This window comes from uncultured Acidovorax sp. (assembly GCF_964021665.1).
Classification (GTDB): Bacteria; Pseudomonadota; Gammaproteobacteria; order Burkholderiales; family Burkholderiaceae_C; genus Acidovorax; species Acidovorax temperans.
Window position 1 is genome coordinate 40134 of the sequence record NZ_CAXIAK010000018.1, and the last position, 12601, is coordinate 52734.

Below are 12601 nucleotides of genomic sequence, written 5' to 3' on the forward strand. Positions count from 1 at the left end.
CTTGTGCAACTCCAAAAAGACTTTGAACAGGTTCTCACACCAAAGGGCATGGCAGGGGTACCCAGCCGCGCAGGGGATGGCTGCATGGGTCAGGGCTGCGGCTTGGCTCCAGGCAATAGCACTATCAAATCAATAGCTGCCAGCGCTTATGCAGCAAGCGCCAGTGCCGTTTTTGTCCATAATCCCTCCCAAACAAGAGGCCCACGGGCATCCCTCTCACGGCCCCGCACCAGCGCGCTGGTGTGCGTTCTCTTGCGCGGCCATGCGCACAGCGGCGTTCACGGCACCATAGCCGTCGTAACCGCCCTCGCGCTGCACCACTTCAAAGAAGAAGCGGTCGGCAAAGGGCTCGGTGTAGGCGTGCAAAAAGCGCCCGCCGCCGGGCGACACATCGGCCACGATGTTCAGCGCCTGCATGCGGCGCACCAAGTCTTCATCCAGATCCAGGCGTGCCAGCAGGTCTTCGTAATAGTTGGGGCTGATGGGCAGCCACTTCACGCCATGGGCCTGCAAAGTCTGCACCGTGGCAAAAATATCCTGCGTGGCCAGCGCGATGTGGTGCACGCCGCCGCCCGATCGGCCAGTGGCCCGCACCTGCTGCGCCGTGCGCGTGCGCTGGCTTTTGGAGACATTGAGCACCATGCGCAGGCTGCGCTGCGCGTTGCTCAGCGCACAGCTGCGCACCAGCCCAAACGGGTCGGCCAGCTCCAGACTCTCGCCCGCGCTCAGGCCCAGAATGGACTGGGCAAACAGCGTCCAGGTGTCGAGCTGGTCGTGCGCCAACGCCAGCGCCATGTGGTCCACATGCGTGAGGCCGCCTGCCTGCGGCACCGGCGCGCGCGGCACGGGCGCCACAAAGTCAGCATCCAGCGTGGAGCCTGCGTGCACAAAGTGCACCACCGCGCCGCCGGGCGAGATGATGGCGGGCAGCTGCAACTCGTTCGGGCCCAGTGGGCTCACATGGCGGGCCGATAGCAGCGCAGCCGCACGGTTGGCGGCCTGCACCGGGTCGGGCGCGACCAGCCCCATGGCACACACCGCAGGGCCCAGCTCGTCAAAGCGCTGGCGCGCCTCAGAGCCCGGCTGGGTGTTGATGACGAACTGGATATCGCCCTGGCAGTACAAATCCACCGCCTTGCTGCGGTGGCGGCCCGTGTGCTCAAAGCCCAGCGCGGTGAAGGTGCTGGCCAGTGCCTGGCCCGTGGCCTCATCCACGCCAAACTCGATGAAGCTGAAGCCGCCCAAGGGCTGCGCGGCAGGCGGGGTAGCCAGGTCCAGCCGCTGCAGCGCCCGGGTAGCTGCGGGGGCGCGGGCCTCGTCCGTGCCTTGCTGGGCGCGGGCGGTCAGGCGGCTCTTGCATTCGCTCTCCAAAAACAGCAGCGAGCGCATGGCGTCCAGCGCCGTGCGGCGGTTGGGCGTTTCGCGGAACACGTCGTTGAAGATTTCGAGCGACAGGTTGCCGGTGTAGCCCGCCAGCAGCGCCTGCTCAAAAAACGTCACCACATCCAGCTGCCCCTGGCCGGGAAAGTTGCGGTGGTGGCGCGCCCACTGGATCACGTCCATGGCCAGCAGCGGCGCATCGGCCATCTGCACAAAGAAGATGCGCTCGCCCGGAATGTCGGCAATGCCCATCGGGTCGTCGCGCAACGACAGGGTGTGAAAGCTGTCCAGAATCAACCCCAGGTGCGGATGGTCGGCCTTTTCGACAATGTTCCACGCCTGTTGGTACAAGTTGACCCACTTGCCCCAGGCCAGGGCCTCATAGCCAATGCGCAGGTTGCGGCGGCTAGCGCGCTCGGCCAGCTCGTGCAGTTGCGCCGCTGCGCGCTCGGCATCGCCCAGCGATGCGGGCGAGGTGTTGGAGCACACCAGCATCAGCGGGCAGCCCAGCTCCTGCATCACATCAAACTTGCGCTCGGCGCGGTCCAGGCTGCGGCGGAACAGGTCATCCGGCATGCCCTCAAAGTCGCGAAACGGCTGGTACAGGTCAATGCCCAGGCCCAGGTCAGCGGCCTGCTGGCGCAGCTCGCGCGCGCTGCCGGTGAAGCTGATGAAGTCGGGCTCAAACAGCTCAATGCCATCAAACCGCGCAGCGGCAATGGCTTCGAGCTTCTGGCGCAGGGTTCCGCTCAAAGAGACGGTGGCAATGGATCGGCGCATGGGTACACCTCGTGTCTCAGCAATCAATGGTTCAGAAAAGCCAAGGGCCGGGCAGCGCGCCCGCCCTGCGGGCGGCAGCGTCAGTACTTGATTTGCGCCACAGCGCGCAACTCATCGGCCGTGGCGGTGCCGTAGCCAAAGAATTCGAGATAAGCCGGAATCATCTCGAACAGCATGTCGGTACCCACCTGCACGCCGTAGCCCTTGGCCAGCGCGGCTTGCAGCAGGGGCGTGTATTCGGTCTTCATCACCACTTCGCCCACCATGGCGGCAGGGTCGATGCGGGTCACATCAAAGGGCAGCGGGTCGTCCTCATTCATGCCCAGCGGCGTGGCGTTCACCACCACATCAAAACCTGCCGGGTCGTTGGAGCCGGTCTGCACCACCAGCTTCGGGTAATGGGTACGCAGGCGCTCGGCCAGCCCTTCGGCGCTGGCGGCGTGGGTGTCATACAGGCTGATGTGGGCCACACCCTCGGCCGCGAGCGATGCCGCGATGGCCGAGCCCACGCCGCCCGCCCCCGACACGATCACCCGCGCCCCGCGCAGCATGCGCCCCTTGCGCAACAGCCCGCGCACAAAACCCGATCCGTCAAATTGGTCACCCAACCAGGTGCCATCGGGCCGCAGCAGCAGCGCGTTGCAGGCCCCGGCAATGCGGGCGGTGGGCGTGATTTCATCGGCCAGCGACAAGGTGGTGACCTTGTGCGGCATGGTCACCAGGGCGCCCTTGAGGTTGGTCACACGCGCAAGCGCCGCCAGCGTGGCGGTGTAGTCATCAGGCTTGACGCCCATGGGCACCACCACCGCATCAATGCCCTGCTTTTCAAACCAGGGGTTGTAGATCATCGGGGCCTTGAACGACTCCGTGGGGTAGCCCAGGTGGGCGATGAGCTGCGTAGTGCCCGAGATCATGTGGCTTGCACTCCGCGCCGTGCCAATGCGGATGCAGCAGCCAGTGCGGCCCTGCAGCCCCACCCCACCGCCAGCCCCACCGGCCCATGCAGCTCGGCGGTGGTGGCAGCGGCTGGCAGCAGCCGTTGTGGCCGGCCTGGAAGATTGGAGGTCATGCACATCCGGCACAGAAAAGTGCCCAGGTTGAAAGGAAGTGCATGAAATGTACGAACTAGTACGTTATTGAATGACTAGGGCAAACCCTTGGCTGCGAAAACCTATGCCTGACGCGGTATGCAGAAAACGGGCGGTGTTCAAAACACCCGGAGCCAGTAGCTAAACCTCGGTGGCTCCAGCGAGCAGTCGAAATCGCCTCACGAAGGACTGGGGTGCGCCCCGGTGTCTTGGAAGCGAATTGGCCAGTGGAGTCCAAAGTCGGTTGAGCACACCCGCGAAAGACCAGCCGCTGCCAGAGAGTGCCCGGCTACAATTTCACGGTGTGTGAACTTCTCCAAAAATGCTCCGAAGCCACGGTTTTTGTGCCAAACCGTGAGTTGCCGCTCGGGTATTTTTGTTCAGTGACTCCGCCATAGTCCTGCTTCTTCAGGCGCCGCACTAGCGGATTCTCGCCCCGACTTCCTCACTCACCACCACGCCTTGCACTCGGGCTCAGTGGTGCTGCCTTTTCCGTTTTCACGATCTTGAATGCATCAGCATGGCTGGTGGCGTTTCCTATGCCTATGAATTTCTCATCCATCAAGCAAACCTGGTTTGCCAACATCCGGGGCGATCTGCTGGCCGGTATCGTCGTTGCGCTGGCACTCATCCCGGAGGCCATCGCGTTTTCCATCATCGCGGGGGTGGACCCCAAGGTCGGCCTCTACGCCTCGTTCAGCATCTGCGTGATCATCGCTTTTGCAGGCGGGCGCCCTGGCATGATTTCCGCCGCCACGGGCGCCATGGCGTTGGTGATGGTCACTCTGGTCAAAGAGCATGGCCCGCAATACCTGCTGGCCGCCACGGTGCTCACCGGGGTGCTGCAGATACTGGCCGGTGTGCTCAAGCTTGGGGAGCTGATGCGGTTTGTATCGCGGTCGGTAATCACGGGCTTTGTGAACGCGTTGGCCATCCTGATCTTCATGGCGCAGTTGCCCGAACTGACCAACGTGAGCTGGGTGGTGTATGCGATGACCGCGGCGGGCCTGGCCATCATTTACGGCTTTCCGTATATCACCAAGGCGATTCCGTCGCCGCTGGTGACCATCGTGGTGCTGACCGCTATCTCGATGGTGATGGGCCTCGATATTCGCACCGTGGGCGACATGGGCGAGCTGCCCAGCAGTCTTCCGGTGTTCCTGTTGCCCGATGTGCCGCTGAACCTGGAGACGCTGAAGATCATCTTCCCCTACTCAGTCACGCTGGCAGTGGTGGGCTTGCTGGAGTCGATGATGACGGCCTCCATCGTGGACGACCTCACCGACACCCCCAGCAACAAGAACCGTGAGTGCATGGGCCAGGGCGTGGCCAACATTGCCACGGGGTTCATCGGCGGCATGGCAGGCTGCGCCATGATTGGGCAGTCGGTCATCAATGTGAAGTCGGGCGGGCGGGGGCGCCTGTCGGCGCTGACGGCGGGCACGCTGCTGCTGGTGATGGTGGTGTTTCTGGGCCGCTGGGTCAGCCAGATTCCGATGGCCGCTCTGGTGGCCGTGATGATCATGGTGAGCATTGGCACCTTCAGCTGGGACTCGGTACGCAAGCTGCGCGAGCACCCGCCCAGCTCGTCCATCGTGATGATCGCCACCGTGGTCGTCACCGTGTCTACCCATGACCTGGCCAAGGGGGTGTTCGTGGGCGTGCTGCTGTCGGGCATTTTCTTTGCCCACAAGGTGGGCCGCGTGCTGCGTGTGGACAGTGCTAGCGAGGACGGCGGCAGCACCCGCGCGTACCGCGTGGTGGGCCAGGTGTTCTTTGCGTCGTCTGAGGCGTTTATCACCGGGTTTGACTTCAAGGAAGTGGTGCCCAAGGTGCGCATTGACGTGAGCCGCGCGCATTTCTGGGACATCACGGCCGTGAGCGCGCTGGACAAGGCCGTTCTCAAATTCCGCCGTGAAGGTACCGAGGTCGAGGTGATCGGCATGGATGAAGCCAGCGCCACGCTGGTGGACCGCTTTGCTCTCCACGACAAGCCCGGCGCTGTTGAACAACTCATGCACTGAGGAGATACCCCCATGAACAAGGTATATGCCTGTATTGATGGCCTGAAAACCACCACCGCCGTGATTGACTGGGCCGCCTGGTCCGCCAATCACCTGAGCGTTCCGCTGGAGCTGCTCCATGTGCTGGAGCGCGACGCGGACAGCACGGCGGTCACCGATTTCAGCGGCGCCATTGGCCTGGGTGCACAAGAGATGCTGCTTCAGCAACTGAGCGACTTGGATGCCCAGCGGGGCAAGCTAGCCCAGGAGGCGGGGCGCCAGATGCTGGCCAGCGCTAGGGCGCGCGCCACGGCTCTCGGGGTGCAGCAGGTAGACGGACGCATGCGCCATGGTGACTTTGTGGACACGGTCGCCGAACTGGAAGCCAACGCCCGCCTGTTCGTGCTGGGTGAGCACTACCAGGCGACTGCTGGCAGCAAGCTGCACCTGGACCATCACCTGGAGCGGGTGATCCGTGCTGTCAAACGACCGGTTTTGGTGGCGACTGCAGAGCAATTTGCGCCCCCTGAGCGGTTCGTGTTGGCCTACGACGGCAGCCCGACGGCGCTCAAGATGGTGGAGACGGTGGCCCGCAGTCCGATTCTCAAGGGATTGCCTGCGTTGGTGGCCATGTGTGCGGCAGACACACCTGCGGCACACGCGCAGTTGGGCGTGGCCAAGGGTCTGCTGGAGGAAACCGGGTTCGCGGTGGAGACCACGCTGCTGCCCGGCAATCCCGACCACACACTCCCTCAGCTGCCGCAGTTGCAAGGCGCTGCCTTGCTGGTCATGGGCGCCTACGGGCACTCACGCATCCGGCACCTGGTGATCGGGAGCACAACGACAACGCTGCTGCGCATGAGCAAAGTGCCCGTGCTGGTCATGCGCTGACGACCGGCACGCCACCATCCGATGTGTGGAGGGTTCGGAGCCGGAGCCTGGAGCAGGAAGGGATTGAACCCACCTCAGCGTGAACGCATCGGCATGACATGCACCCGGCTCAAGTCCAGCCGCACTCTGACAACTCCTCCCACGCCCACCCCTTGGCGCTGGGGGCCGGATAACGTCAACTGCAGTCGCGCACCAGAAACCGCTTCGAGTGCCAGCGTGATGAGAGATATTTCTCCCAAGTGGCGGGCCTCCAGCACTTGGGCATCCCAATCGCTCGCGTCGTTCATTCGAGGGGTGGTCGAATCAACCAACGTGATTCCATCGCTGGGGATGATCCAGTGCACGGCCTGGCCTGACTGGATCTTTCCTTTGTCCCGCACGGTCAGGATGGGCGCCTCGCTCGTTGCGTCACCGCCCATCCAGAGCATGCGCCCATGGCCTGCGGCACCATCCATCGCGCCCAGCCACTGGCCCCGATACCGGTTCTGGATGCCCACCAAGTCCGCCACGCGGGCATTGCGCGGGGCGTTGTGGATGGAAGCTGGCGTGCCCTGCTGCAGCACCTTTCCGGCGTCCATGACCACCAGCCGGTCGGCCAGCAGGCGGGCTTCGTTCAGGTCATGCGTAACCAGCACGATGGGCACGGAAAGCTCGCGGCGCAGATCGGCCAGCAGGCGATACAGACCCTGCCGGTTCATCTGATCCACCGCAGAAAACGGCTCATCGAGCAGCATCAACCGGGGTTCGCGCGCCAGCGCACGGGCCACCGCCACACGCTGCTGCTGCCCTCCTGACAATTGCGAAGGTCTGCGCGACTGTTGCTCCTGGGTCAAGCCCACATGGTCCAGCCAGCGCCGGGCCTGGGCCGCACGCTCGGCCGACGACAGATGCAGCAGCGACAGCGCCACGTTGCCCAGCGCGCTCAGGTGCGGCATCAGTGCATAGTTCTGGAACACCAAGCCCACATGGCGGCGTTGAGGCGGCACGAAGATGCCCTGGGCGGTGTCGCACCACACCTCCTGGCCGACCATGACACGTCCTCGCTCAGGCCGCATCAGGCCAGCCAAGACGCGCATCATGGAAGTTTTTCCCGCACCCGAAGGCCCCACCAGGGCCACCAGTTCACCCGGCCCACAGCGCAGGCTGCCGCTGAGCGGCATGGGCAGCGTTTGTTCGACTTCAAGCTCCAGCGCCAAGGCCGCTCCCGTCGTGCTCATCGGCGCACCGCCAGACGCGCAGAGGCAAAGAACGAGGCGCCCACCGCCACCAGGGAGAACAGCACCAGCACCAAGGCCATCTGGTTGGCACCCGCCAGATCAAAGGACTGCACCCGGTCGTAGATGGAGATCGCAATGGTCTTGGTCTCTCCGGGGATGCTGCCGCCCACCATCAACACCACGCCGAACTCGCCCAGGGTGTGCACAAACGTCAGCACCATGGCCGACAGAATCCCCGGCCAGGCCAGCGGCAGTTCTACACGCCAGAAGGTCTGCCAGGCACTCAGCCCACTGACGGCGGCCGCTTCACCCAGGTCACGCGGAATCGCCTCAAAGGCCCGCTGCACGGGCTGGACCAGAAACGGGATGTTGAAAATCACCGAGGCGATCAGCAGCCCCAAGAAGTTGAACGTCAGCCGCACCCCCAGGGTGTCGGCCATCCAACGGCCAATCGCCGAGCCGCCCCCCAGAGACACCAGCAGGTAGTACCCCAGCACGGTCGGCGGCAGAACCAGGGGCAGCACCACCAGGGCCTCGACCCAGGACTTGCCCTTGAACCCCGTGTAGGCCAGCCAGCGGGCCAGCAGCAGACCGACGGGCAACAGCACCAGCAGCGTCACCGCTGCCAACTCCACCGAAAGTACCAGGGCCTGCCAATCCATGAGAGGTGCACCGAACCTTTATTCCTTGGGCATTGCAAAGCCGTAGCGCACCATGATCTCCTGCGCGGCGGGCGTCGAAATGTACTCGTAGAAGGCGCGGGCAGCGGGTGGTGCACCTTTGACCAGCACCATGCGCTGCTTCAGGGGCTGGTGCCATGCCTCGGGGATGAGCTGGAACGTGCCGAGCTTGGCCACGGAGGGGGCCAGCGCCAGCGACAAGGCAATGATGCCGCCCTGGGTGGAGCCCGAGGTGGCGAACTGGGCGGTCTGGGAGATGTTTTCGCCGAGCACCAGCTTGGGCTGCACGGCCTCCCACAGCCCGGCAGGCTGCAGAGCCTCTTGGGCCCGCGCACCGTATGGGGCATGTTCAGGGTTGGCAATGGCGAACTTCTGCAGGCGACCGTCCTTGATGGCGGCAGCCAGGTCCTTGAACTCGCCATCGGCTTTGAGCGCCGAGCCGTTGGGGACGATGATGCCGATCCGCCCCAGCGCGTAGGCCCGGCCCCGGTCCACGGTCTTGCCCGCGTCGGCTAGCTCGTACACAAAACCCTCGTCCGCCGACATGAACAGGTGGAACGGGGCGTTCTGCAGGATTTGCGTCTTGAAGTTGCCCGACGAGCCGAAGACCAGCCGCAGCTTGTGGCCGGTTGCTTTCTCGAACCGGGCTGCGACTTCCTCCACAGCGAACTTGAGATCGGACGCAGCCGCCACCGTGGACTGCACGGTCTGGGCATGCAGCGGAGCCGCCACGGCCAAGCAGGTGAACGCTGGAGCGCACCAGCAGCGAATCAAGGACGAAAGCGGGCGCATGGGAGGTCCTTCACAGAAGCGGGGTGGACTGGGGCTGATGGGAGATTCCAGCACCGGAATACACGGATCGATCTCTACGGCGAGCGATATCAATCCAAAAGTATAACGACCGCACCGCGAAGAACGCCCTGCACGCTCGGCGACAATCTGACGATGATCAAAACCACCCTCAGCTCATCCCCGCTGGAGTCCAAAACCCGCTTCCGGGTGCAGCTCAAGCACGCGGTGGCGATTGGTCCGGGCAAGGCCGATGTGCTGCAGGCGATTGCCGAAACGGGCTCGATTGCAGAGTCCGGGCGCTGCCTGGGCATGAGCTACCAGCGGGTGTGGTCGCTGGTGCGGGCCATGAACAACGACTTCATTGAGCCGCTGGTTCTCACGCAGCGCGGGGGCAATGCGGGCGGTGGAGCGCAGCTGACCGCCACCGGCATGAAAGTTCTAAACGTCTATACGAGCATCGCGCTGGAAGCCGAGCGGGCGGTGGCGAAGAGGTTGCCGGAGTTGATGGAGCTGATTCGACCCGATGCCGGCGTCAAAGACCCCGAATGACCAATTCCATGGCTGGTATCCAGTGAACAAGGCAAGTTGCTCAGAGCCCCGCAAGCCTTCAACCGCAGCAACAGCGGCCTGACCAAAGTGGCAAACGTGCTGAGCGACAGCGGCTACACAGACGGGGGATTGCGCAGGTTTTGGCAAGCGCCGCCTGAGGAGGTGGGGGTGTGCGGGGCGCAGCAAAAAATCAAGCCCCATTGCCTGATGAGCGACATGGCTCAGACCCCGTTCGCCCTGAGCCTGTCAAAGGGCTTTTTCCAAAGAACGCCCTGGCTTCGACAGACTCAGCCCGAACGTTGGTGAAACATCTCAGACAAGTCACTAATCAGGCCAAATTGGCCTCTGGTGCTTACGCAGCAAGCGCGGGCAGCTATCAATTCAGTAGCTCATCGCCTGCCCGCCAGCGCACTTTTCAGGCACGCGCCAACCTCACGCAACTTTGAATGGTGCATGAAACGCGGCAGCCGACTTTCCAGCGTTCTCCACACGCTGCTGCACATGGCAGAGATGGAGGGGCCCGCCACGCGGGAGGCCATGGTGCAGGCCATGCAGACCCACCCGGTGGTGGTGCGCCGCCTAATGGCGGGGCTGCGGTCTATGGGGTCTGCCCCCTGGCCAAGGGCATGGCGGCGGGTGGGTGCTGTCGCGCCCGCTTGCCAACAGCACGCTGTGCGACATCTGCGGGGCGCTTTCCACCGGCGGGTGGGCTAGCGCCCCCACCGGCCTCACCACTTCATGTCACCCTTGTTCACCTTGGCGCCAATGTCCAGCGCCACGCCCAGCGCGGCGGCGGGGTAGGCCTGCTTCATCAGTTCGATGAGTTCAGCGCTGGTCTTGGCAACAGCGGCGTTTTTCTCAAAAGTCTGCAGGTAGGTTTGGGTGTAGGTGATGTTGGCGGCGTTCAGCGGCGTGCCGGCGGGCATGTGGCCAGGCACCACCAGCGCGGGTTGCAGGGCAGCCATCTCGTCGAGCTGGGCCGTCCAGGCGCTGCGGTCGGCGGCGGTCTGGGTGTCTGCCGTCCACACATGGGTGTTGCTGCCGAACACGCCAATGTTGCCCACCACGGCCTTGATGGACGGAATCCACGCATAGGGGCGGTGCGCCAGCGGGCCCGTGGTGCCACGGATCTCCACCGTCTGGCCGTCCACCGTCAGCGTCGTGCCGCTGAGGGCCTTGGGCAGCACGGGGGTGCGCGGTGCGTTCGCGCCCATCTTGGGGCCCCAGAAGGCGATCTTGCCTGCCAGCTTGGCGTTGATCTTTGCCAGTACGGCGGGGGTAGTCACCACCTCGGCAGTGGGGAAGATTTCCTTGAGGGTCTCCACGCCAAAGTAGTAGTCAGGGTCGGCCTGGCTCACGTAGATGGTTTTGAGTTCCTTGCCGCTGTCGAGCACATTGGCAGCAATGCGCAGCGCGTCGGCACGGGTAAAGCCAGCGTCAATCACCATGGCTTCTTTTTCGCCATAGACCAGGGTGGAGTTCACGTTGAAGCTGTTGCCATCGGCGTTGTAGACCTTGACATGCAAGGGCTGCGCGGCATGGGCGCCAGCGAAGGCGATGGACAGGGTGGCGGCGATGAGGGTGGTGCGGAACATGGTGTTTTCTCCAAGGGGTGTTTGAAGGATGGGAGAAAGTGTATTTGCGCCATTCGATCCAATAAACCCGATAATTTGCGCATATTTATTTCATCAATCGAACAAATAAGCATCCTATGGACCGCCTGACCGCCATGCGCGTGTTTGCCGAAGTGGCCACCAGCGGCAGCTTCAGCGCCACCGCCGACAAGCTCGATATGTCGCGTGCGATGGTGACGCGCTATGTGAGCGAGATGGAGCAATGGCTGCAGGCCCGCCTGCTGCAACGCACCACCCGCAGCGTGACGTTGACCGACGCGGGCGAGCTGGCGCTGCGCCGCTGCCAGCAGATGCTGACGCTGACCACCGACCTGGAAGAAGAAACCGCCACCACCGCCGAGGGCGAGCTGCGCGGCCAGCTGCGGCTGACGTGCAGCGTGTCGTTTGCCTATGCCCAGCTGGGCGCGGCGATTGCCGACTTTCTGGCCCGGCACCCGCAGCTCAAGATTGACCTGGATGCGAGCGAGGGCTCATTGAACCTGGTGGAGCGGCGCATTGACCTGGCCATCCGCATCAGCGCCGAGCCGGACTCGATGCTGATTGGCCGCCCGCTGGCGCAGTGCGATTCGGTGCTGGTCGCATCGCCCGCCTACTTGGCCGCCCATGGCACGCCGCAGCAGCCCGCCGACCTGGCCCGGCACCGCTGCCTGAGCTATGCCAACTTTGGCAAAAGCGTGTGGCAGCTGTCGCGCGGCGATGTGGTGGAGCGTGTGGGCGTGGCCAGCCCCTTCAGCGCCAACGAGGCCACCACGCTGATGCGCGCAGCGCTGGCGGGTGGCGGCATTGCGCTGCAGCCCACCTACCTCGTGAACCCGTACCTGCGCAGTGGCGAGTTGCAGGCGGTGCTGCCTGGCTGGGATCTGCCGGTGATGACGATCTATGCGCTGTACCCCTCGCGCAGGCACTTGTCACCTGCGGTGCGAGCGCTGCTGGACTTTTTGGTGCAGCGGTTTGAAGGGGTGCCGTGGTAGCGCCCGCCCGCCTGCCACGGCCCTTTTTGCTACGCTATTGATAGCTGCCTGCGCTTATCCAATAAGCGCTGCAGGCATTTTTTACCTAAAACCTGCCAGCGGCACTCACTCCGCCTCAATCCCGGCGGCCTTGATCACCTTGCCCCACTTCAGGGTCTCGGCGGCCTGGAACTTGGCCAGGTCGGCGGGGGTGGTGGTCCAGGCCTCAGAGCCGGACATGTCGAAGAACGACTTGGCCGTGGCGCTCTTGGTGGCGGCTTGCATCAGTTCGTTCAGGCGGTTGACCACGACAGCGGGCGTGCCTGCAGGGGCGTAGGCGGCAAACCAGTAACCCATGTCGTAGCCTTTGACACCCGCTTCGTCGATGGTGGGCACCTCAGGCAACTGCGCGCTGCGCTTTTGCGTGGAATAGCCCAGCGCCCGCAGCTTGCCTGCGGTGATTTGCGGCATGCCGGTGGAGGTGTCGGTGATCATCAAATCGATCTGCCCGGCCAGCAGGTCGGTGATGGCAAAGGGGTTGCTCTTGTACGGCACATGAAGGATGTCCACGCCCGCGAGCTGCTTAAGGCAATGCTGAACAAGTAACGTCATATCCATCGCACAGCCATTTGAATGC

The 12601-nt window shown here is 63.9% G+C and carries 12 protein-coding genes; 4 read left to right on the plus strand and 8 right to left on the minus strand.

The window, feature by feature from the left end:
• Positions 1 to 216: 216 nt before the first annotated feature.
• The 3 genes from AADJ04_RS06175 to AADJ04_RS06185 form a co-directional block, all read right to left on the minus strand.
• A complete protein-coding gene (locus tag AADJ04_RS06175; protein WP_341239070.1) occupies positions 217 to 2160 on the minus strand; it encodes a TIM barrel protein in 1944 nt (647 codons plus the stop codon).
• 80 nt (positions 2161 to 2240) lie between these two features.
• Complete coding sequence (locus tag AADJ04_RS06180; RefSeq protein ID WP_341239071.1) at positions 2241 to 3074, minus strand: shikimate dehydrogenase; 834 nt, start codon at positions 3072 to 3074, stop codon at positions 2241 to 2243.
• The gene (locus tag AADJ04_RS06185) at positions 3071 to 3229 is read right to left on the minus strand and encodes a hypothetical protein (protein WP_341239072.1); all 159 of its coding nucleotides are present in this window, start codon (positions 3227 to 3229) and stop codon (positions 3071 to 3073) included. The genes AADJ04_RS06180 and AADJ04_RS06185 overlap by 4 nt, the downstream gene beginning before the upstream one ends.
• A gap of 564 nt (positions 3230 to 3793) precedes the next feature.
• Here AADJ04_RS06185 and AADJ04_RS06190 point away from each other — a divergent pair.
• Positions 3794 to 5272, plus strand: coding sequence for a SulP family inorganic anion transporter (locus AADJ04_RS06190; protein WP_341239082.1), 1479 nt, complete (start codon positions 3794 to 3796; stop codon positions 5270 to 5272).
• Between the two features lie 12 nt (positions 5273 to 5284).
• Entirely contained in the window at positions 5285 to 6142 is an 858-nt protein-coding gene (locus tag AADJ04_RS06195; protein WP_341239073.1) for a universal stress protein, read from the plus strand.
• A gap of 74 nt (positions 6143 to 6216) precedes the next feature.
• Here the strand turns inward: AADJ04_RS06195 and AADJ04_RS06200 are convergent, their stop codons facing one another.
• The 3 genes from AADJ04_RS06200 to modA are packed head-to-tail and all read right to left on the minus strand — an operon-like array spanning position 6217 to position 8831.
• Positions 6217 to 7359, minus strand: a complete 1143-nt coding sequence (locus tag AADJ04_RS06200; RefSeq protein WP_341239074.1) for an ABC transporter ATP-binding protein — start codon at positions 7357 to 7359, stop codon at positions 6217 to 6219.
• Positions 7356 to 8021: a molybdate ABC transporter permease subunit gene (gene modB / locus AADJ04_RS06205; RefSeq protein WP_341239075.1), complete on the minus strand. Its 666-nt coding sequence runs from the start codon at positions 8019 to 8021 to the stop codon at positions 7356 to 7358. The genes AADJ04_RS06200 and modB overlap by 4 nt, the downstream gene beginning before the upstream one ends.
• An 18-nt stretch (positions 8022 to 8039) precedes the next feature.
• Positions 8040 to 8831, minus strand: coding sequence for a molybdate ABC transporter substrate-binding protein (modA, locus tag AADJ04_RS06210; protein WP_341239076.1), 792 nt, complete (start codon positions 8829 to 8831; stop codon positions 8040 to 8042).
• Between the two features lie 153 nt (positions 8832 to 8984).
• Between modA and AADJ04_RS06215 the strand changes: the two genes are divergently transcribed.
• Positions 8985 to 9380: a LysR family transcriptional regulator gene (locus tag AADJ04_RS06215; protein ID WP_341239077.1), complete on the plus strand. Its 396-nt coding sequence runs from the start codon at positions 8985 to 8987 to the stop codon at positions 9378 to 9380.
• Between the two features lie 728 nt (positions 9381 to 10108).
• On the opposite strand, the gene AADJ04_RS06220 is transcribed toward AADJ04_RS06215, so the two are convergent.
• On the minus strand, positions 10109 to 10975 hold the full coding sequence (locus AADJ04_RS06220) for an MBL fold metallo-hydrolase (RefSeq protein WP_341239078.1): 867 nt from the start codon (positions 10973 to 10975) through the stop codon (positions 10109 to 10111).
• Between the two features lie 116 nt (positions 10976 to 11091).
• Between AADJ04_RS06220 and AADJ04_RS06225 the strand changes: the two genes are divergently transcribed.
• A complete protein-coding gene (locus tag AADJ04_RS06225) occupies positions 11092 to 11985 on the plus strand; it encodes a LysR family transcriptional regulator (protein ID WP_341239079.1) in 894 nt (297 codons plus the stop codon).
• Between the two features lie 105 nt (positions 11986 to 12090).
• On the opposite strand, the gene AADJ04_RS06230 is transcribed toward AADJ04_RS06225, so the two are convergent.
• Positions 12091 to 12601, minus strand: a 511-nt coding sequence (locus tag AADJ04_RS06230; RefSeq protein WP_341239080.1) for a tripartite tricarboxylate transporter substrate binding protein, incomplete at its 5' end; no start/stop codon positions are given.

Excerpts from the sequence above, each read along its gene's own strand:
- AADJ04_RS06175 (WP_341239070.1), bottom strand. The coding sequence starts at position 2,160 with ATGCGCCGATCCATTGCCACCGTCTCTTTGAGCGGAACCCTGCGCCAG.
- AADJ04_RS06180 (WP_341239071.1), bottom strand. The coding sequence starts at position 3,074 with ATGATCTCGGGCACTACGCAGCTCATCGCCCACCTGGGCTACCCCACG.
- AADJ04_RS06185 (WP_341239072.1), bottom strand. The coding sequence starts at position 3,229 with ATGACCTCCAATCTTCCAGGCCGGCCACAACGGCTGCTGCCAGCCGCT.
- AADJ04_RS06190 (WP_341239082.1), top strand. The coding sequence starts at position 3,794 with ATGAATTTCTCATCCATCAAGCAAACCTGGTTTGCCAACATCCGGGGC.
- AADJ04_RS06195 (WP_341239073.1), top strand. The coding sequence starts at position 5,285 with ATGAACAAGGTATATGCCTGTATTGATGGCCTGAAAACCACCACCGCC.
- AADJ04_RS06200 (WP_341239074.1), bottom strand. The coding sequence starts at position 7,359 with ATGAGCACGACGGGAGCGGCCTTGGCGCTGGAGCTTGAAGTCGAACAA.
- modB (WP_341239075.1), bottom strand. The coding sequence starts at position 8,021 with ATGGATTGGCAGGCCCTGGTACTTTCGGTGGAGTTGGCAGCGGTGACG.
- modA (WP_341239076.1), bottom strand. The coding sequence starts at position 8,831 with ATGCGCCCGCTTTCGTCCTTGATTCGCTGCTGGTGCGCTCCAGCGTTC.
- AADJ04_RS06215 (WP_341239077.1), top strand. The coding sequence starts at position 8,985 with ATGATCAAAACCACCCTCAGCTCATCCCCGCTGGAGTCCAAAACCCGC.
- AADJ04_RS06220 (WP_341239078.1), bottom strand. The coding sequence starts at position 10,975 with ATGTTCCGCACCACCCTCATCGCCGCCACCCTGTCCATCGCCTTCGCT.
- AADJ04_RS06225 (WP_341239079.1), top strand. The coding sequence starts at position 11,092 with ATGGACCGCCTGACCGCCATGCGCGTGTTTGCCGAAGTGGCCACCAGC.